The organism is Litchfieldia salsa (assembly GCF_900104555.1).
GTDB classification, from domain to species: Bacteria; Bacillota; Bacilli; order Bacillales; family Bacillaceae_L; genus Litchfieldia; species Litchfieldia salsa.
In genome coordinates this window covers 49,649-69,979 of record NZ_FNJU01000005.1, presented here as the reverse complement: position 1 = coordinate 69,979, position 20,331 = coordinate 49,649, and the positions used below count along the sequence as shown (strand labels likewise).

Annotated in this window: 22 protein-coding genes; 16 read left to right on the top strand and 6 right to left on the bottom strand. The window is 35.4% G+C overall.

Translation table 11 applies throughout. The annotated features are described in order from the left end of the window. Window positions 1-212: 212 nt before the first annotated feature. Window positions 213-1,118 carry a nuclease-related domain-containing protein gene (locus tag BLQ56_RS11775; protein ID WP_090854214.1) on the bottom strand — a complete coding sequence of 302 codons (906 nt, stop codon included), beginning with the start codon at window positions 1,116-1,118 and terminating at the stop codon, window positions 213-215. A gap of 233 nt (window positions 1,119-1,351) precedes the next feature. Between BLQ56_RS11775 and BLQ56_RS11770 the strand changes: the two genes are divergently transcribed. Continuing rightward, on the top strand, window positions 1,352-2,392 hold the full coding sequence (locus tag BLQ56_RS11770) for a LacI family DNA-binding transcriptional regulator (RefSeq protein ID WP_090854211.1): 1,041 nt from the start codon (window positions 1,352-1,354) through the stop codon (window positions 2,390-2,392). Window positions 2,393-2,467: 75 nt separating this feature from the next. On the opposite strand, the gene yhfH is transcribed toward BLQ56_RS11770, so the two are convergent. Beyond that, window positions 2,468-2,596, bottom strand: a complete 129-nt coding sequence (yhfH, locus tag BLQ56_RS11765; RefSeq protein WP_090854208.1) for a protein YhfH — start codon at window positions 2,594-2,596, stop codon at window positions 2,468-2,470. A gap of 178 nt (window positions 2,597-2,774) precedes the next feature. Between yhfH and BLQ56_RS11760 the strand changes: the two genes are divergently transcribed. From BLQ56_RS11760 to BLQ56_RS11730, 7 genes are all read left to right on the top strand, one after another. After that, window positions 2,775-3,509 carry an MBL fold metallo-hydrolase gene (locus tag BLQ56_RS11760; protein ID WP_090854205.1) on the top strand — a complete coding sequence of 245 codons (735 nt, stop codon included), beginning with the start codon at window positions 2,775-2,777 and terminating at the stop codon, window positions 3,507-3,509. Window positions 3,510-3,735: 226 nt separating this feature from the next. Continuing rightward, the gene (locus tag BLQ56_RS11755) at window positions 3,736-5,289 is read left to right on the top strand and encodes a fatty acid--CoA ligase family protein (protein ID WP_090854202.1); all 1,554 of its coding nucleotides are present in this window, start codon (window positions 3,736-3,738) and stop codon (window positions 5,287-5,289) included. Between the two features lie 238 nt (window positions 5,290-5,527). Beyond that, window positions 5,528-6,535 carry an ABC transporter substrate-binding protein gene (locus tag BLQ56_RS11750; RefSeq protein WP_090854200.1) on the top strand — a complete coding sequence of 336 codons (1,008 nt, stop codon included), beginning with the start codon at window positions 5,528-5,530 and terminating at the stop codon, window positions 6,533-6,535. A 135-nt stretch (window positions 6,536-6,670) separates the two neighbouring features. Further along, window positions 6,671-7,669 (top strand): ABC transporter permease, encoded by a 999-nt coding sequence (locus BLQ56_RS11745; RefSeq protein WP_090854197.1) that lies wholly within the window; start codon window positions 6,671-6,673, stop codon window positions 7,667-7,669. Next, window positions 7,670-8,464: an ABC transporter ATP-binding protein gene (locus BLQ56_RS11740; RefSeq protein ID WP_090854195.1), complete on the top strand. Its 795-nt coding sequence runs from the start codon at window positions 7,670-7,672 to the stop codon at window positions 8,462-8,464. A 382-nt stretch (window positions 8,465-8,846) separates the two neighbouring features. Continuing rightward, the gene (locus tag BLQ56_RS11735) at window positions 8,847-9,566 is read left to right on the top strand and encodes an AzlC family ABC transporter permease (protein WP_090854192.1); all 720 of its coding nucleotides are present in this window, start codon (window positions 8,847-8,849) and stop codon (window positions 9,564-9,566) included. Further along, entirely contained in the window at window positions 9,559-9,864 is a 306-nt protein-coding gene (locus BLQ56_RS11730) for an AzlD domain-containing protein (RefSeq protein ID WP_090854190.1), read from the top strand. Before BLQ56_RS11735 ends, BLQ56_RS11730 begins: the two co-directional genes overlap by 8 nt. A 41-nt stretch (window positions 9,865-9,905) precedes the next feature. Here BLQ56_RS11730 and BLQ56_RS11725 read toward each other — a convergent pair whose 3' ends face one another. Next, window positions 9,906-10,313 (bottom strand): hypothetical protein, encoded by a 408-nt coding sequence (locus tag BLQ56_RS11725; RefSeq protein WP_090854187.1) that lies wholly within the window; start codon window positions 10,311-10,313, stop codon window positions 9,906-9,908. A gap of 92 nt (window positions 10,314-10,405) precedes the next feature. Here BLQ56_RS11725 and BLQ56_RS11720 point away from each other — a divergent pair, with 92 nt between their 5' ends. Further along, complete coding sequence (locus BLQ56_RS11720; protein ID WP_090854184.1) at window positions 10,406-11,671, top strand: M48 family metallopeptidase; 1,266 nt, start codon at window positions 10,406-10,408, stop codon at window positions 11,669-11,671. Window positions 11,672-11,735: 64 nt separating this feature from the next. Further along, window positions 11,736-12,674, top strand: coding sequence for an aminoimidazole riboside kinase (locus BLQ56_RS11715; protein ID WP_090854181.1), 939 nt, complete (start codon window positions 11,736-11,738; stop codon window positions 12,672-12,674). A 301-nt stretch (window positions 12,675-12,975) separates the two neighbouring features. Here BLQ56_RS11715 and BLQ56_RS11710 read toward each other — a convergent pair whose 3' ends face one another. Both BLQ56_RS11710 and BLQ56_RS11705 read right to left on the bottom strand, forming a co-directional pair. Beyond that, window positions 12,976-13,176, bottom strand: coding sequence for a hypothetical protein (locus tag BLQ56_RS11710; protein WP_090854178.1), 201 nt, complete (start codon window positions 13,174-13,176; stop codon window positions 12,976-12,978). A gap of 139 nt (window positions 13,177-13,315) precedes the next feature. Further along, window positions 13,316-13,552, bottom strand: a complete 237-nt coding sequence (locus BLQ56_RS11705; RefSeq protein ID WP_090854175.1) for an IDEAL domain-containing protein — start codon at window positions 13,550-13,552, stop codon at window positions 13,316-13,318. 209 nt (window positions 13,553-13,761) lie between these two features. Between BLQ56_RS11705 and BLQ56_RS11700 the strand changes: the two genes are divergently transcribed. The 3 genes from BLQ56_RS11700 to BLQ56_RS11685 all read left to right on the top strand — a co-directional run bounded on the left by BLQ56_RS11700 (window position 13,762) and on the right by BLQ56_RS11685 (window position 16,113). Beyond that, on the top strand, window positions 13,762-14,751 hold the full coding sequence (locus tag BLQ56_RS11700) for a lipoate--protein ligase (protein ID WP_090854173.1): 990 nt from the start codon (window positions 13,762-13,764) through the stop codon (window positions 14,749-14,751). 373 nt (window positions 14,752-15,124) lie between these two features. Continuing rightward, window positions 15,125-15,334: a hypothetical protein gene (locus BLQ56_RS11690; protein WP_090854168.1), complete on the top strand. Its 210-nt coding sequence runs from the start codon at window positions 15,125-15,127 to the stop codon at window positions 15,332-15,334. 176 nt (window positions 15,335-15,510) lie between these two features. After that, entirely contained in the window at window positions 15,511-16,113 is a 603-nt protein-coding gene (locus tag BLQ56_RS11685; protein WP_090854163.1) for a competence protein ComK, read from the top strand. 11 nt (window positions 16,114-16,124) lie between these two features. On the opposite strand, the gene BLQ56_RS11680 is transcribed toward BLQ56_RS11685, so the two are convergent. Next, a complete protein-coding gene (locus BLQ56_RS11680) occupies window positions 16,125-16,490 on the bottom strand; it encodes a YhjD family protein (protein WP_090854160.1) in 366 nt (121 codons plus the stop codon). Between the two features lie 173 nt (window positions 16,491-16,663). Here BLQ56_RS11680 and BLQ56_RS11675 point away from each other — a divergent pair, with 173 nt between their 5' ends. The 3 genes from BLQ56_RS11675 (at window position 16,664) to lepB (ending at window position 20,046) form a co-directional block, all read left to right on the top strand. After that, window positions 16,664-18,655, top strand: coding sequence for a S9 family peptidase (locus BLQ56_RS11675; protein ID WP_090854157.1), 1,992 nt, complete (start codon window positions 16,664-16,666; stop codon window positions 18,653-18,655). A gap of 153 nt (window positions 18,656-18,808) precedes the next feature. Continuing rightward, window positions 18,809-19,423, top strand: coding sequence for a TVP38/TMEM64 family protein (locus tag BLQ56_RS11670; RefSeq protein ID WP_090854154.1), 615 nt, complete (start codon window positions 18,809-18,811; stop codon window positions 19,421-19,423). A gap of 68 nt (window positions 19,424-19,491) precedes the next feature. Further along, entirely contained in the window at window positions 19,492-20,046 is a 555-nt protein-coding gene (gene lepB, locus BLQ56_RS11665) for a signal peptidase I (RefSeq protein ID WP_090854151.1), read from the top strand. Window positions 20,047-20,331 lie beyond the last annotated feature (285 nt).

Below are 20,331 nucleotides of genomic sequence, written 5' to 3'. Positions count from 1 at the left end.
TGAAAAAAGTCTTTCATCGAGCTTATGAAAGACAAAATCTGTTGAGGTCGTTGCAAAAAGTCTTTCATGAAGCTTATGAAAGACAAAATCTGGTGAAATCGTTGAAGAAAGTCTTTCATCGAGTTAATGAAAGACAAAATCTGGTGAGATCGTTGAAAAAAGTCTTTCATGAAGGCTATGAAAGATTCTTCAGGGGAGCCTGAAAAAGTGCTTCATTTATAGTAAGACCATTGATGAGTACCAACTTTTTCAAAATTCTTTTCTAAAATTCTCATTATCCTCTTTTTTGACTGAACAACCTGGCACCACTCATGTATAAGACTAGTGGTAACCTTTTGATTAGGAAACAATAGCTTAAATTCTTTCACACTTCGCATTACGGATGATGAAACGAGTTCAATTTGACCACAATCTTCACAATAACAATTCATGCCAGAGACGGAAATTGAAAATGAAGAGCATTTAAAACAAGTTATTCCTTTACGGAGTTCCTCATAATTATAAGAAGGCAATTGTTTAAATGGGGAGTCAGTAATGTGCAGAGAGATTAGTTTATCAGCTAAATTCCTTTGTTTAGTCGTTAAGTTTGTAGTTTTAGTACTTAGATTTTTTAGGAATCTATTAATCTGAGTTGAGAAGATAAGAGGCTTGTTAAGTGGTGTTTGGTACAAGGTGAATTCGGAGTTAATAAAGACGACGAAGGCATGAATTGGAAAATTTATGTCCAACCCCTGAAGTAACTGACGAAACAAAGATTCGCTTCGATTCAATTGGGTGAGTGGATTAGTAATTTCAGATTTAGACTTTTTATAGAATCGATCGCTTTCGTAAACATAATCACCTTCATAATTTTTTACTTCGAAACAGTATATAGCTTCAGGTGTAATAATCAATGAGTCAATTTGGAATAAAGTGTTATTCAATTTCAATAGTAAATCATTTAGGATTAAGCATTCACACTGAAGAGTATCAGTCATTGAATCAAATCTTAACTCTCCTTCGAATCCTTTGCTAATGCTGTAATAGTTTGTTTTTTCTTGGTCAGATAGTCGCATTCGTCTGTTTAAGTATTCTAGAATAAGTAATTCAGTTGATTTAGATCGAGATTTATATGGCATTTTCTCCAACCTTTCACTTTTTTAAAGATCATATCTATTATAATAAAAGTTCCTTTTCCACAACTATAAATTTAAGAATTTTTAATGAATTATATAGGAAATGCGAGGTGTTTCTCAAAATAGTTTACTAGACTTAAGTCCCTATTCTTGTGAAAAATAGAATTATGTGATTGATTAAATTAACTATTCATCATATACTTTAATGAAAACGATTACAATTAAGGAGATAGAAAATGTCGACAATTGAGGATGTTGCAAGGTTAGCAGGTTTGTCAAGGACAACTGTTTCAAGGGTGATCAATAATCACCCATATGTATCCATTGAAAAAAAACAATTAGTGATTAGTGCTATGAATCAATTAGGATATGTTCCGAACTCTGCTGCCAGAAGCTTACGTAATCAGAAAACAGGAATGTTAGCTGTGTTAATACCTAGAATTACGAATCCTTTTTTTAGTCAATTAATTGAATCGATGGAGATTGAAGCATCTGACAAGGGGTATCAATTAATTGTTTGTCAAACAAGGTATTCTAAAAAGAAGGAATTAACGTATCTTAACTTATTAAAAACAAAACAGGTTGATGGGGTCATAATGGCTTCTATTCAAAATGATTGGGAGCTAATTGAAGGGTATTTGCAGTATGGGCCCATTATTTTATGTAATGAAGAAGACGAAAATGCTACTGTGCCAGTCATTCATGTTAATCAAGAGTATGGTGGTTACATTGCTGCAAAGCATTTAGTAGATCAGGGACATCAGAGAATTGCATTTTCATGTAGGAGTCTGCAAAGTAAAGTCGCAAAGAAGAGAGAAGTTGGTTTCTTGAAAGCGCTTAAAGAGGCTGACTTAACCTTTGATGAAAATTTTGCTTTTAGAGATGCTGCTAGTATCCAAGATGGGAAAGAAGTATTTCATAGAATAAGAGAAATGAAGGATAAACCTTCAGCGATCTTTAGTAGTGGTGACGAGGTTGCTGCCGGAATTATATCTGAAGCAAGAAGATATGGATGGAGAATACCAGAGGATTTAGCTGTCATTGGATTTGATAATCAAGCAATTGCAGAGCTAATGCAACCAACAATTTCAACGGTTCACCAACCTATACAACAAATGGCTTCAATTGCTTTAGCGACCTTAGTGGATAGGTTACATAGTAAGAAATTTCATTTAAGACAAGATCATATCCTTACAGTTGAGCTAGTTATAAGAGAATCTACGGTTAGTCAGAACAATGTACAGCTAGTTGAAGGAGATTTACAAGCTCAAGGCTAAGCGGAAAACAAAAAAGTCCTTTATCAGTATGAACCAATTGACTCATACTGATGAAGGACTTAACTATTTTCTTAGTTACTTAATTTTCAAGCAGTGATCACATGTGTTCCCATAACATTCATGTTGTTCTGCAATTTCTGTATTGCATTTCATACATTTTTTAGCCGGAAGATTCTTGAAAAATTCTGTACTTTTTACTAACATTTTTAAACCCTCCATTTCTTTTCTTAGCTTCATTGTATTATAACAGACGCGAAAGTGTCAATGTCTGTTTTGTAACAATTTCAAAATAATTAATCTGTCCTATAAATAAGATTAACTTTCTATTATAGAGGGAAGAATACTAAAGATAAATTCATTGGTTGAAGGTGGTATTTGTGGAATGAAAGTAACGGTTGTAGGTTATTGGGGTGGGTATCCAGGTGTAAATGAGGCAACATCAGGGTATCTGTTCGAACATGAAGGATTCCGGTTATTAGTGGACTGTGGAAGTGGTGTACTAGCACAGTTGCAAAACTATATAGAGATTTCTGAATTAGATGCGGTCATCATTTCACATTATCATCATGACCATATTGCTGACATTGGACCATTACAATATGCAAGACTCATTTCAAACTATTTAAATAAGAGTTCAAATAACTTACCCATCTATGGTCATGAAGAAGATCTTGTAGCTTTTTCAAAATTAACCTATAAAAATATAACAAGCTCTGAAGCGTATATACCAGAACAAGTTCTTCATATCGGTCCATTTGCAATTACCTTCATGAAAACAAAACACCCTGCTATTTGTTATGCCATGAGAATTGTTGCTGGAGAACATACAATTGTGTTTACAGGTGATTCAAGTTATGTCGAAGGATTTATCCCTTTTTCAGTAAATGCTGACTTATTAATATGTGAATGCAATTTATATGGTGATCAAGAAGGTGCGGAGATGGGTCACATGAATAGTATTGAAGCAGGTAAAATTGCAGAAGAAGCTAAGGTAAAGAATCTACTATTAACTCATTTACCTCATTATGGGAATCATGAAATTCTTCAACACGAAGCAGCATCTATTTTCAATGGAAATCTATTTTTAGCGAGGCAAGGCTTTATATTTGAACCTTAACTGTTAGTAGTCGAAATTTTTGTGTAGATTTTATGAACATTGCTTGATAGTTCATAATTGAATCAGATATAATAAAGTTAGTTTGAATGATAGCTATATAGGTAGCTATTTTTTTAGTAAAATAAGTAAGCGTTTGCAAACCGAAAGAAGAAACAAGGTTATTGGAGGAACTTTTTGTGTGTTTTATGAATGAATAGTCATTCATATTAAGGGGAGGGAAAAGAATTTGAATCTATCTAAACAGTTAGGGGTAAGTGCTCAGAGGTATCATGAAAAACCAGCCTATATTTTTAATGATAGACCAACGTCATATGCTGAATTCGATTCTGCAGTTACTAAATTTGCAAGTGGATTAAATCAATTAGGGGTTTCAAGAGGGGATCATGTTGCTTTATTATTAGGCAATTCACCACATTTTTTAATAAGCTTATATGGTGCTCTTAGGCTTGGAGCAACCGTTATCCCAATTAATCCGATTTATACCCCTGATGAAATTGGCTACATCATTAACAATGGTGATGTAAAAGCAGTGATCGCACTTGATTTACTTATTCCATTACTCGAAAAGATGGAACAACAGATTGCTATGGTTGAACATGTTATTGCATGTGAAACACCAAAAGGTGCTCAAGCTGCCTTAGATGTTACAAGTCTATCCATTTATCCAAAATTAAAATCCTTTACAAGATTACTAGAGCAACCTTCTCCATCCTTTAAAGAAGACACAGATGTGCAGGAAGATGATATAGCGGTTATTTTATATACCTCAGGAACGACAGGCAAACCCAAAGGCGCAATGTTAACACATAAGAATTTATACAGTAATGCGAAGGATACGGCCGAATATTTAGCGATGAATGAAGATGATCGTATCATTACCACTTTACCGATGTTTCATGTGTTTTGCTTAACGGTTGCTTTAAATGCACCGCTAATGAGTGGAGCAACGATGATAATCATGCCACAATTTAGCCCAGCCGAGGTATTTGAGATTGCAAAGAAACATCGTGCGACTGTATTTGCAGGAGTGCCGACGATGTATAACTTTTTATTGCAATACCCAGAAGGGGAACCAGAGGATTTAAATAGCTTTCGACTTTGTATTTCTGGTGGGGCATCTATGCCTGTAGCATTGTTGAATCATTTTGAACAAAAGTTCAATGTGCGGATTTCAGAGGGGTATGGTTTGTCTGAAGCATCTCCTGTTACTTGCTTTAATCCACTAGATCGTCCTAGAAAACCTGGTTCAATCGGTACGAGTATTAATAATGTTGAGAATAAGATTGTCAATCCACTGGGGGTCGAGGTTTCTGTCGGTGAGGTTGGGGAATTAATTGTACGGGGACCTAATGTAATGAAGGGTTATTATAAAATGCCTGAGGATACAGAACATACATTAATAGATGGGTGGTTATATACTGGTGATCTAGCAAGAATGGATGATGAAGGGTATTTTTATATTGTTGACCGAAAAAAGGATATGATTATCGTTGGTGGATATAATGTGTACCCACGAGAGGTTGAAGAGGTATTGTACAATCATACTGGAATTGTGGAAGCAGCTGTTGTAGGTGTACCAGATCCAGATTTAGGAGAAGCTGTGCACTGCTATATTGTAAAAAAGGATTTAACGTTAACAGAAGAAGATATACTTGAATACTGCCAGGATCATTTAGCTAAATATAAAATTCCAAGTAATATTTTCTTCCTTGAGGAGTTACCCAAGAACACAACTGGAAAGATCCTTCGTCGAGCATTAAAAAAGCAAATTGGTGTATAGATTTTTAATGACTGTATCGTAAGTAGTGGGTTACTTATGGTACAGTCTATTTGTTTTACAAACTTTTCTTTAAATCTATTACTTTCAGATGACTTCAGCTAACATTAGACATTTAAATTATCTTAATATATGAAAAATTTAAAATAACTCTTGATGTTTACTTATTTTTCTGTATAATTTACTACATAAAAGCATAAAAGCAAAAAAGTGCGTGAGTGCATACAGGGGGATAAAAATAATGGTAAAAAAAGGTTGGAAGTCATTATTAGTTGGCACATTAGCTAGTACGCTATTGTTAGCAGGATGTGGAGCAGATAGCTCAACAGAAGAAACTGGAAGTAGTGAAGATACTCAAAAAACATATAAAGTAGGAATCACTCAAATTGCTGAGCATCCATCATTGGACGCTGCAGTAGACGGTTTCCAAAAAGCACTTGAAGATAAGGGATTAAAAGTAGATTACGATCCTCAAAATGCACAAGGTGACCCTAACAATAACCAAACGATTGCCAATAACTTTGTTGGCGATGGGGTCGATCTAATTTTCGCAAACTCAACACCAAGTGCGTTAAGTGCATTAAATGCAACAGCTGATATTCCAATCGTCTTTACTTCTGTTACAGATCCTGTAGGTGCAGAATTAGTTGAAGCGATGGATAAGCCGGGTCCGAATATTACTGGAACAACAGATACTCATCCTGATGCGATTCCAAATACGGTTAAGTTTATTGCTGAACATTTTCCAGAAGCAAAGAAATTAGGGATGGTCTATAATTCAGGAGAACAGAATTCTGTTGCCCAGGTTGAACTTGTTGAAAAGGCGCTTGAGGGTACAGGAATTACAACGGAATTAGTCTCTGTTTCAACTCCTGCTGAAGTAAAACAAGCGACTGAAGCATTAATTGGGAAAGCCGATGTTCTATATATTATTACAGATAACACAGTTGTATCTGCACTTGAATCTGTTATTCAAGTAGCAAGTGATGAGGATATTCCATTGTTTGTAGGGGAACTAGATTCTGTAGTACGTGGTGGTTTTGCTGCATACGGCTTTGACTATTTTGATATTGGTTATGAAGCAGGTGAAATGGCAGCGCAAATTCTTCTTGGTGAGAAGACTGCTGCAGAACTTCCTGTTCAATATCCACAGAAGTTAAAACTACAAATCAACAAGCAGGCTGCAGAAGACATGGGAATTACACTTAAGCCTGAGTGGGATGAAGTGGCAGAATACGTAAACGAATAATAGATTAGAAAATGATTCTAAAGGGTCTGATCCCATCCATTATCATAAATTATGATAGTCGTGGTGTGGATCTGACCCTTCATTCATTTTACAACTTTAGAGATGATTATTTAATAAAAGAAAGGGTCGGAAGATATGCCAACAGCAATATTTGGATCGGTAGAAGCAGGAATTATATACGCAATCATGGCGTTAGGTGTATATTTGTCATTTCGTATTTTGGATTTTCCAGATTTAACGGTTGACGGAAGCTTTGTTACAGGAGCTGCTGTTTCAGCTGTATTAATTATTAACGGGGTTAACCCTTTTATCGCAACACTTGCATCACTAGTTGCAGGATTTTTAGCTGGATGTATAACAGGGGTTTTGCATACAAAAGGAAAAATCAATGCACTATTGTCAGGAATATTAATGATGATTGCTTTATACTCAATCAATTTAAGAATTATGGATCGATCTAATATTCCACTATTACGTGAATCAACAGTCATTACTAGTTTATCAGATTTCTGGAAAGGACTAGGTTTAGATGAAGGAATAACGTCTGTTTTATCAAGTCTTGGTCTTACTGGTTTTATTCCTAAGACATGGGCAATATTGTTCTTTATGCTCATTGTGACAGTAGGGATTAAGTTGATTATGGATCGTTTCTTAAAAACGGAAGTTGGGCTTGCATTAAGAGCTACAGGCGATAATAAAAATATGATTCGTAGTTTTTCTGCAAATACAGACCATCTAACAATCCTTGGCCTTGGAATCTCTAATGCATTAGTAGCATTTTCAGGTGGGTTAATTGCCCAATATAACGGATTCAGTGATATTGGAATGGGTATGGGGATGATTATCATTGGTCTTGCTTCGGTCATTATCGGAGAAGCAATCTTTGGTACAAAGACACTTGCAAGAACAACTCTTGCTGTAATTGGTGGAGCGATCATATATCGAATCGTTGTAACGATTGCCTTACGTGTCGACTTCCTTGAAACAGGGGATGTAAAGTTAATTACGGCATTAATTGTTATTGCAGCGTTAGTACTCCCTAAATTCATTGATCGACAAAAAGAGAAGAAGCGTAAAAATATTCGGATTAAAGAAAGAGCAGCCGCAATGACGATGGTTAAGGAGGGGAACTAGGTGTTACATCTAAATCAAGTATTCAAAGTGTTTAATGAAGGAACCCTCGATGAGAAGATTGCCTTAAATCACCTTACTCTTGCTCTAAAACCTGGAGATTTTGTGACTGTGATAGGTAGTAATGGAGCAGGAAAATCAACGGTAATGAACACGATTGCTGGTCGCATTGTTCCTGATATTGGGAATGTGTTAATTGATGGAAATGATGTAACAACACTTCCTGAACATAAACGAGCAAGACTTGTTGGCCGTGTATTTCAAGATCCAATGGCAGGTACTGCACCAACGATGACGATTGAAGAGAACTTAGCGATCGCCTATTCTCGGACAAAACCTAGAACTTTAAACCTTGGTGTTACAAAGAAACGGAAAAACTTCTTTAAAGAGCAGTTAGAAACATTACATTTAGGTTTAGAAAATCGTTTGAATGCGAAAGTAGGTTTACTATCTGGTGGAGAAAGGCAAGCTCTTTCCTTGTTAATGGCTACTTTTACAGAACCGAAAATTCTCTTATTAGATGAGCATACTGCAGCACTAGATCCGTCAAGAGCTGAGTTAATCACAAATTTAACAAAGGAAATTGTTGAACGTCACCAGCTAACAACATTGATGGTTACACATAATATGCAGCAAGCTCTTGATTTAGGAAACCGTCTTATTATGATGGATAAAGGTCAAATTATCTTTGAAGCGAATGAAGAAGAAAAGCAGCACTTGACAATTGAACAGTTATTAACTGAGTTCCAACGAATTCGCGGTGAAAAGCTAAATAACGATCGAGCGATTCTTGGATAATTGTTTAATAGGATGCCTGTAACCATGTTAGATTGATAGACATGGCTTTCAGGCTTTTTTCTATTTTAAAAAGTTAATAAGCATAATAATCGGAGTAAATATAGTTTACAAAGGATTCGAAAGTCATTAAAATTCTTTAAAGAAGTAGGCTGTTTTCTCAAAGTTTGTTGTTTAAGACGTATACATTGAAATGATAGTTATAAGCAGGATGAATACACGTAGACTCCTGCGGGACCAGTGGCCAAAGTGAGACCCCACAGGAGCATTAGTGACGAGGAGGCTCACTGGTCACCCGCCGGACGCGGAGTGTATTCATCCTGCGGTTTTGATAGCAACAATCATACGAAAACAGCCAAGAAGTATTAGTAAAAGGGGAAAGAAAATGTCAACTACTTTAGTATTGAAAACAACATCAGACTTTCGTCAAGGGATACAAGCAGGTATTGCAATTGCGCTTGGTTATATGCCAATTGCTCTTACATTTGGATTATTAGCGAAATCGACGGGTTTAACTGTTTCAGAAACAGTGTTAATGAGTCTTATTGTATTTGCTGGAGCATCACAGTATATATCTTTAAGTTTACTAGCTGTAGGCACTGGAGTGTTTGAGATTATTTTAGCAACATTTATCTTAAATATCAGGCATTTTTTAATGAGTGCCAGCTTAAACGAGAAAGTTGAGAATGATCATCCATTTAAAAAGGCATTATACGCTTTTGGGGTAACAGATGAAACGTTTTCTGTCTCCTCAGTAAAAGAAGGAACAGTAACGACCGGTTATATGTTTGGAGTGATTTCCATTTCGTATTCCAGTTGGGTTGTTTTTTCTGGTGTTGGTCATGTAATTGGGGCAAGTCTACCATCTACTCTTCAAGAAGCAATGTCAGTAGCACTATATGCGATGTTTGTTGGATTATTAGTACCATCAATGAAAAAACAGAAGAAAGTAGTCATATTAGCGGCCTTTGCTGCAATCTTAAATTCTCTTTTAGTATTGATTATGTCTGTTGGTTGGGCAATCGTTATTTCAACTTTAATTTCTGCTGTACTTGTTGAGTATTGTACACAATTCTTAAGAAAAGAAGGTAAGCGCCATGTCTAGTAATATTATGTGGATGATTATTGGGATGGGTATTGTTACATATATACCTAGAATGCTGCCTTTTGTTGCGTTAAGTGGGATGAAGTTGCCTGCATTTTTGCAAGGTGTATTAAAGAATGTTCCTTATGCCACATTGGGTGCGTTAATCATTCCAGGAATATTCACAATAAATGAAGATATTTGGTTTGGAATAATTGGTGCTGCAGTTGCTTTTGCAGTCGCATACATGGGTGTGAACGTTATTTTAGTTGTTTTAAGTGCAATTCTTGGCTTAAGTGTATATTCTTATTTCTTTTAAACCACTTTGTATTGTATTTGTCGTCGAGGATGTGATGGGCCCTACTTCTCGGAAGTATGTTCATGAAGGACAAAATGGAATAAACTAGGCGGAAAATGTCTTTCATCACCCTCATGAAAGACATTTTCAACTATGTAATCAGCATAAAGTCCTTCATCAACCTCATGAAAGACATTTTCAACTATATGATCAACATAAAGTCCTTCATCGACCACATGAAAGACATTTTCAACTATATAATCAAAATAAAGTCTTTCATCGAGCTCATGAAAGACATTTTCAACTATATGATCAACATAATGTCCTTCATCGAGCTCATGAAAGACATTTTCATCTATATAATCAAAATAAAGTCTTTCACCGAGCTCATGAAAGACATTTTCAACTACATAATCAAAATAAAGTCCTTCATCAACCTCATAAGAATTAGGTATCCCTAAATACAACATTGACTATGATATAAAATAAAAGACAGGTTCTAAGTGTCCACATTGTTTATTAAAATAATGATAGGGATTGTACAATAGGAGGGACACATCATATGAAAAAAATAATTGGTTGGTCATTACTCATCTATTTAGTGTATGTACTAGCTATGTTCTGGTATTTATTTTATGGAGCTGATACAAGTATACCAAGTGCCTTGAAAGGAACAGCTGCCGATCCAGCTACATTTTTAAATGCAAAAGAGTTAATGCTTAGTGAGGAATATTCAAAAATAAGAAATTTACTTTTCTTTGTTAACCTTCCATATGATTGGCTACTTTACTTTTTTATTTTGGTATTAGGATTTTCGATGAAGTTTAGTACATGGTCAAAGGCAATAAGCAAGCTATCACTTGTCCAAACAGCCATATACCTATTCTATTTGAGTCTTTTAGTAGAAGCATTATCCTATCCATTGAAATGGATATCGTATACCTTATCAAAAAATTATCAGATTACTACACAGGCTTTTTCAGGCTGGATGAAGGACCTTGTGATTGGCTTTTGGGTTGATTATGCGATCATGTTCCTTATTGTTTCAGTGCTATTTATGTTAATTCGTAAATCCGGGAAACGTTGGTGGTTTTATGCATGGCTTTGCTCTGTGCCTTTTTCGTTGTTCTTAATGTTTTTCCAGCCAGTGGTTATAGATCCACTATATAATGATTTTTATCCTTTAAAAGATAAAGAGCTTGAGACAAAAATTCTTGCACTTGCATCAAAGGCGGAGATTCCTGCTGAACATGTATATGAAGTAAATATGTCTGAGAAAACGAATGCCTTAAATGCTTATGTCACAGGTATCGGATCAAATTCACGAATTGTTTTATGGGATACAACATTAGAGCGATTAAATGATGAAGAAATATTATTCATCATGGCACATGAGATGGGACATTATGTAATGAAGCACATCTATGTCGGAATTGCAGGTTATCTATTAATGACCTTGATCGGATTATTTATCATTCATAAATTGTTAACATATATAGTTAATCGTTGGGGGCGTTTATTTAAAATTGATAAAATAAGTGATCTCTCAATGCTTCCACTTTTTCTATTGCTTGTATCGGTTTTGAGTTTCACTGCTTCCCCAGTAGAAAATGCTGTTTCACGTCATCAAGAGAGGGCTGCTGATACGTATGCAATGGAGCTGACACATGAACAAGATGCAGCCATTCGCACGTTCCAAGAGCTGACTAAAGCGGGGCTAAGTCAGGTGAATCCTCCTTATCTAGTCAAATTATTAAGATATGGTCATCCGACCATGCTAGAGAGAATTACCTATCTTGAAACGTATGATCAAGAAGAGCAGAAGTAAATATAGTTAAGGGCAAGTTGATTATGTTAAACTATCCTTATTACAATCTAGGAGTGGTTTATACATGAATGGAATTATTTCATTGGGCGAGGCTTTGATTGACTTTATCCCATTAGATCCACAAAATATAAATTATCAAAAAAGTCCTGGTGGTGCTCCAGCAAATGTAGCAGTAGGTGTAGCTAAGCTTGGAGCACGATCCACCTTTCTAGGTAAAGTTGGACATGATGTACTGGGTACATTCTTAATTGAAACGTTAAAGGGTCATGGTGTAAATGTTGAAGCAATGAAACAAACGAATGAGTCAAAAACAGGATTGGTGTTCGTCACAAATGACGAAACAGGTGATCGAAGCTTCAGCTTTTTCATTGATAAAAGTGCGGATCAATACTTAAATGAAGATGATATAGATGAGTTGCTTTTTGACGAAAACAAAATTCTTCACTTTGGTTCAATCTCCCTTATTTCAGAGCCTGTTCGAAGTGCAACGAAAAAAGCAGTAAAACTCGCAAAAGAAAAAGGTCTCATTTGTTCATATGATCCTAATCTACGTCTTGGTTTATGGGAAAATGAAGAGGTTGCAAGAGAAACAATTATTTCGATGTTAGAATATGCAGATGTAATTAAAATTTCAGAAGAAGAATTGACATTTATAACGGGTGAAGAGGATATAGAGGCAGGGTTACAAAAGCTAGATGCCTATCAAATTCCTTTGGTTTTCGTTACTCTTGGAAGTGAAGGAAGCTTTGCATTTGTAAATAAGGAACTAAAACAGATTCCTGCAATGAAAGTGAATGCAGTGGATACAACGGGTGCAGGTGATGCCTTCGTGTCAGGTATTCTGTATCAACTTAATGAAACGGATAAAAATATAAAAGAGTTAACCCTTAGTGAAGTAGAGAAAATGGTGTCATTTGCTAGTGTGTCAGGTGGATTAACTGCTTCAACAAAAGGAGCGATGACAGCACTACCAACATTAGAAGAGGTTAAGAAGTATCTCTGACAAGTAATTATATCTAAATATAAGATATTTCCATGGAAAATGATCTTTTCAATGGGAATCTCTTTTTCTATTTCTAAAAGGCTCTTTTCTAAAAGATTGTTGTTTTAAGACTTATTTAATTTGGTAGCTCGTTGATTGGAACGGAAGGTATGTGACTCCTGCGGGATGCGCAGGCAGGATGAGACCCCGCAGGAACGAGGAGGCTCATCACCTGCCCCGCGGAAAGCACATACCTGGAGTGCAGATCAACCTTACCTAGTCTAATAGCAACAAATCATTGAAAAGAGCCTTTTAAAAAGACTTATTCAATGATTTGTTGTTTTCGTGCTTCATACTTTTTTATTGCATGATAAAGTCGGACGCTAATAATCCAACAACCTGTTCCTAAGAAGGATAGTAAGTAAAATAGGTCCTGTGTTAATGGAATAAAGTTTAACGTTGCAATTGCGAGGGCTAATAGTCCAAAAAAGAATAGGATGGTTGGAAGGTTTTTAAGATTCATTAAATCAAACTCCTTATTATAGTATTTTGCAAAACCTAAATTTGAAACATGAGTTGTAAAAGATTGATGGGTTTAACCGAGGATTGTATAGAATATAGATGAGAAAAGCCAAACAGTATGTTTGGCTCATTTGCCTTCCTTAAGAAGCAGATGTGAGTAAATTGCTATATTCATTTGCAAGTTCATAAAATAAAGGTTGGTTTCCAGAGTCAATTGCTTCATTAATTTTCTCTTCTAGAACATGTTTCTTCCTCTTAAATAATGCTTCATCAATAATCATTTGAATATAAATGTCTACGATTCTTACTTCTTTTTCTGTCTTCTTCATTCGACTGCGCGCCTTCATCATTTCGGTGTACGACTTTTCATTTTTCAAGAAAGATCACCCCTGATGGCTTATTTTTTATTATAAGATTAATACGGCTGCTAATCAACTGAATTTTTTGACTTTTTAGAAAATACCCTTTAAGGGAGTACTTAAATAATATGCAACGTATGTTAGTTTGATGCTTTGAGAATTGAAAAAAAAAAGATAAAATTAAATATAGAGATATCACCATAAATTTATATAGAAGGATGATGAATGTGTTATTTATAAATAATCAAGGCATAACAGATCCTAGAGTCAATTTAGCGATTGAAGAATATGCAGTTAAAAACTTAGACATCAATGAAACTTATTTGCTTTTTTACGTAAATGAACCATCAATTATCATCGGTAAAAATCAAAATACGATTGAAGAAATTAATACATCATATGTGGAAGAAAACAATATCCATGTTGTTCGAAGACTTTCTGGTGGTGGAGCTGTTTACCATGATCTTGGTAATTTGAATTTTAGTTTCATTACAAAGGATGATGGTGAGAGCTTCCATAATTTTCGCAAGTTCACAGAACCGGTTATTAAAGCGTTGAAAGCAATAGGGGTGGAAGCTGAATTAAGTGGCCGGAATGATATCTTGGTAGATGGTAGAAAAATTTCAGGAAATGCTCAATTTTCTACAAAAGGAAGAATGTTTAGTCATGGAACCGTAATGTTTGCTTCAGAAATTGATCATGTCGTTGCTGCACTCAATGTGAAGAAGGAAAAAATTGAATCTAAAGGAATTAAGTCAATTCGTAGTCGAGTAGCTAATATCAAGGAATTTATTGACCGTGACATGACGATCGAAGAATTTAGAGAGCTTCTATTACGCTATATCTTTGATGAAGCGGATCCTATTCAAACCTATGAACTCACAGATGAAGATTGGGAGAGAATTGATGAAATCTCTAAACAGCATTATCAAAATTGGGATTGGAATTATGGGAAATCACCTTCTTTTAATTTTCAGCACTCACATCGCTTTCCGATTGGGAATATAGATATAAGACTACAGGTGCAAAAAGGAGTCATTGATCATTGTAAAATCTATGGTGACTTCTTTGGTGTAGGTGATGTCTCGGAAATTGAACAGATACTAACAGGTACTCGCTATAATAAACAGGATATTGAAGCTGCTCTAAATAATGTTGAAATTGAGCATTATTTTGGAAATGTAAAAAAAGAGGAATTCATTAACCTGATTTATTAATGGCTGTTTTCTAAGAGATTGTTGCTATTAGGTGATAACTTATTAGGTGGAGTTAGTTGATTGGAACGTAAGGTGTGTGACTCCTGCGGGATTTGCTGGGAGGATGAGACCCCGCAGGAGCATAGCGACGAGGAGGCTCATCACCTGCCCCGCGGAAAGCACACACCTGAAGTGCAAATCAACATATCTAAGTTAAATAACAAAGTTTACGAAAACAGCCTTTTTAATGGCCAAATACTACATATCTCAAAAGTCGTTCCGATTTGACTAAATGGAGCAGAGATCGTATTTGTTCACATTTTCCGGGGAGTTAAGAAATTAACTGTATCATTTAAAACAATGTAATCCATGCTAGTAATGGAGGTGTTTTCTAATGTCAAAAGACCCAAAGACAAATGCTGAAATTCCAAGTTCTACACCATTGAACCCAATGTTTGGAATGACGACAGATTTAGATACAAATAATCCATTTTTATCAGAGTCTGTTTATGCGGGTGACTCTGTGGACGAACATGTAACAATTGAAGAAGCAAATTCATACTTAGCAGAAAAAGAAATTCATCAAGTGTTTGATAATCAATAAGTATGACTAAACATTTTCAAGGTGTAATCCTTGAAAATGTTTTTTTTATGATTATAGCTTGAGCAAACTAATTCTTAGATATGAAGAATTTGAAATATTTGTGAAAATATAGATATTTTTGTAAAAAAATGTTACTGTTTGTAAGTAGAAATACCTATATAGGGAGTGAAGCATTAATGACAAAAGAAAATGATTTGGACAATTTAAAAAAATGTATTAACGAGTATGAAGTGAACCCATACACGATGGCGATCCTACCTGTTCCATATGGAAGAAAAACTTATTCGATTATCATTGAAATGGACGATGAATTTTTAGTTAAGATGAAGCCAATGGAAATCGTAGATCGAAGCTGCAAATACTTCGGAAGTAGTTACAAAGGTAGAAAGGAAGGAACACGCGAATTAATGGGTATTACCCATAAGCCGCCTATTATTGTCGAACCTTCCCATCAAATTTTCCTCTTTCCAACTATATCACCCTCAAGTGTTGATTGCGCTTGGTTATCACACTCTCATATTATAAACCATTCCGGCTCAGGGAACGGTACAACGAAGGTCATCTTTCAAAATAACAAATCCATCATTTTAGATATTTCCAAAGGCTCTTTTGAAAATCAGTTCTTTCATACAGCACAGTTAAGAACCATTATTGCCAGTCGTACTGAAAGTAAAAGACGGGGTCTGAATTTCTTTAGTAGTACTCCAAAGAAACGCGAAGAAATCGTTTCAGAAGATATGTTTAATCTTAATAATTATGGGCTCGATTTTGATAATTAATGCTAGTTTCATCAATTAGTTTGTGTAGAACCACTAAGGTACTTCTCAAGTAGTTGTGAAACTTCACTTCGAATCCGAGGATTAAAGTAATTGTGTTTTTCTTCCCATCCATTTATCACAAATAAAAACAGTGTAAAAGCTTCATCACGTTCAAGTTCGATGGCTTTCATCTTTCCTTCTTTCATTCGTAATTTGACTTGATAAAGATCTTTTTGGATTTTTTTCATGGTTTGGTCAATTAAGGATACATAGGGCTTTTTAAGCTTGAAAGGTGCTGTATTAAAAACTTCTAAATCACGATTCAGAACTGTTAAAACCATTGGTAAAAAGAGAGATTGCTCGAAAATAAAACGTTGTTCCTCTGTTATTCTAGTCATTTTTCGCTCCTCCAAAATAGAACGTGTGTTTGTATATATAATAAAAGAATTTTAAAAAAGATGCAATTAGTTTATAATGTGAGCAGTAAAATATTTCTACTATCGAAGTGTTTTAGACTTACATAAATCTTTATTCATCTATATTAAATTCTCTTATTAAAGGTGGGGTCAATTTGACACAAAAAAGAGGAATCGTAGCAGAGGATCTAATGGAACTAAAATCAGTTGGTGAAGTAGACCTGTCACCTGACGGTAGTAAATATGCTTTTGTTGAAACGAAAATTGATAAGGACAAGCACGAATACGTATCACATATTTTTGTAGGACATGTAATCGGTGGAGAACCAGTTCAATGGACGTATGGTGATGTTAGAGACACTTCTCCGAAATGGTCTCCTGATGGAAAGTATATTTCCTTTGTTTCAACTAGATCTGGAAAATCGCAGATTTATTTGTTAAGTGCTGAGGGTGGAGAAGCAAGGCAATTAACAAATTGCAAGAATGGAGCAAGAAATCCAATATGGTCTCACGATAGTTCGACTATATTATTTACGACTTCATTAGCTCCTAATCAACAAATTACAGATATAAATAATCAAAAGAAAGATGAGAAGAAAGCACTTGAACCTATGGTTGTGGAACGAATTCGTTATAAATCAGACTCGGTTGGTTTCCTGGATGATAAACGTCAACATTTAGCATTGATTAACGTAAAGACTATGCAACTTACCCAACTAACTGAAGGCGATTTTGATTATACACCTGGATGCTGGTCACCAGATGGAACCCAAATTACATTTTCAGCTGACTTGACAGATGAACCTGATTTTAACTTGGTATCAGATGTATACATTTTGTCTATTGCGGATAAGAGTGTAAATAAGCTAACCAATAGTAATGGGGTCTTTGGAGAAGTTACTTGGTCACCAGATGGTACCTTTATTGCTATGATTGGACATGAAAAAGAATATGATAGTGCAACTCTTTCAAAAATTTGGATTTACGATGTGCTAAATAAGGAGTTAAGATGTCTAACTGCAAATTGGGATGTTCAAATTGGGGATGTAGCCATTGGTGATTTCCATTCAGGGAACAGCAATCCCGGAATTATCTGGACAGATGATAGCAAAGGATTTTATTTTGTCATGAGCGATCATGGAAATACAGGAGTCTACTATGGATCAATAGAAGGTGAAATGTATCCTTCACTATTAGAAAATCAACATATATATACTTTGTCGGTAGATTCCAAGAATCATAAGGCAGTCGTTGGGATCAGTACACCAACACATCCTGGCGATTTATATCTTATTGACTTAAGCACAGGTGAATTGAAACAACTAACATATAGTAATGATCATTTCCTTGCAAACATTGAGCTTTCTTCAGCCGAACCTATTACCTTTAAGGCACCAGACGGATGGGATATTCATGGATGGGTGATGAAACCAGTTTTCTTTGAAGAAGGGAAACTATATCCAACTATTCTGGAAGTCCATGGTGGTCCACATGCGATGTATGCAAATACATATTTTCATGAGTTTCAGGTCTTAACGGCAAAAGGATATGCTGTTGTATTTACTAATCCAAGGGGAAGTCATGGTTATGGTCAGGAGTTCGTTGATGCAGTTCGTGGTGACTATGGCGGAAGGGATTATTTAGATGTGATGGCTGCGGCAGAATATGCAGAAACTCACTTGAATTTTGTTGATAAATCAAGACTCGGTATAACTGGTGGTAGTTATGGTGGGTTTATGACAAACTGGATTGTTGGTCATACAAATAAATTTAAAGCAGCTGTCACCCAGCGGTCAATCTCGAATTGGCTGAGCTTTTATGGGGTTAGTGATATCGGTTATTTCTTCTCCGGATGGGAAGTCAAGGGCGATTTAGTTACAGACGCAGAAAAACTATGGAAGCATTCACCACTTCGATATGTAGAAAATATAGAAACGCCCTTACTCATTCTTCATGGAGAAAAAGATTATCGCTGTCCAATTGAGCAAGCTGAACAATTGTTTATTGCTCTTAAGAAGCAAAAGAAACCAACAAAGTTTGTCCGCTTTCCTGGTGCTAACCATGAACTATCAAGAAGCGGAAACCCAAAGCTTCGCATTGATCGCTTAAACCATATTAAGGATTGGTTTGTTGAATATTTAGGATAAGATTTAAGCCTTGCATTTTTCTGCAAGGTTTTTTTGTTTGTCCATTTTAAAAAGATGCTTAAAAAGTGTAAAATAGAATAGAAGTGGTAAAAGATATATAAAGCCTATTTCTTTGTATCAAAAAAATGTTGTTTTATACTGAGGAGATTATTCATGGAGTTTGAAACATTTAGGGAATGGTTTACACTTGAAAACATTCTTGAATTATTGGGACAATATCGGTCCTTTGGTCCTTTACCAGGAATATTGCTACCGATGTTAGAAGCATTTTTACCTATACTTCCTTTGGTTGTATTTGTTATGGCAAATGCCGCTGCTTTTGGATTATGGTTAGGATTTATCTATTCTTGGATTGGAACGTGCGTTGGTGCATTACTTGTCTTTTTTCTTGTTCGAAAATATGGACAAAAACGCTTTTTCTCATTCGTAAGTCGACATAAAAAAGTTAAGAAATTATTGGAGTGGATTGAACGACATGGCTTTGGCCCACTGTTTTTAATTCTTTGTTTTCCATTCACACCATCATCTGTGATAAATGTAGTAGCAGGGCTTTCGAAAATTAAGACAAGTCAGTTTGTGTTAGCAGTATTATGCGGAAAACTTGTCATGGTATTTATGGTTAGTTTTATTGGTTATGATGTTACAGCATTATTTCAACAACCAATACGTACAGCGATTGCCGCATTAATCATTGCACTGCTTTGGTTTGTAGGAAAGCAGCTTGAGAAGCGTTTCACACACAACCCCTCAAAAGAAACAAGCGAATAAGAACAAAAAGTTGGCAACATTCTTATTTATTGTTAGAATATTTTTATAATAGTTTGGGGGACTAAAGTATGAAACAAAGTGCCACTGGAACAAAAAAACGTCTATTACTTATCATAATTTTAGGGATTTTTACAGTGGTTTTTCTCCAATCTTGTGCTTTCACTAAATATGAAGTTGAAGGTGAGTCAATGATGCCAACACTTCAAGACGGTAACTTATTAATTGTTAACAAGCTTGGAGTCCGTTTTGGTGATGTCGAGCGCTTTGATATTATTGTTTTTCAAGGAAATACAGATGATTATGTGAAAAGAATAATTGGCTTGCCAGGAGATGAGCTAGAATATAAAGATGATACCCTTTATATAAATGGAAAAGATATAAATGAACCTTTCCTCAACAGCTATAAATTAAAGCTAGTTGGTGGGAATTTAACGGGTGACTTTACACTTGAAGAGGTGACTGGTGAAACGATTGTTCCAGAAGAATCGTATTTTGTATTAGGTGATAACCGTCTAGGTAGTTGGGATAGCCGTCACTTTGGTTTGATAAAAAAGAATCAGATCGTAGGAAAAGTCGATATTCGATATTGGCCTGCTGGTGACTGGTATTTCGATTTTGATTAAATAAATATACATAAGGATAAACAGCTATGATAAAAAGGGACTCGAGTAAATTGGGTTCTTTTTTTAGCGTTTGGCTCTGTTTTAAACAATTATGTAGATAAGTGAACCTACCACTACTCCAGTCTGAAATCGATCCAGGTTCGGACTCTCTTTCATTTGAAATCACTATTCTTGTCTGAAGCCGATCCAGGTTCGGACTCTATTGAATACGAAGTCACTACTCTTGTCTGAAGCCGAGCCAAGTTCAGACTCAGTTGAATATGAAATCACTACTCTTGTCTGAAG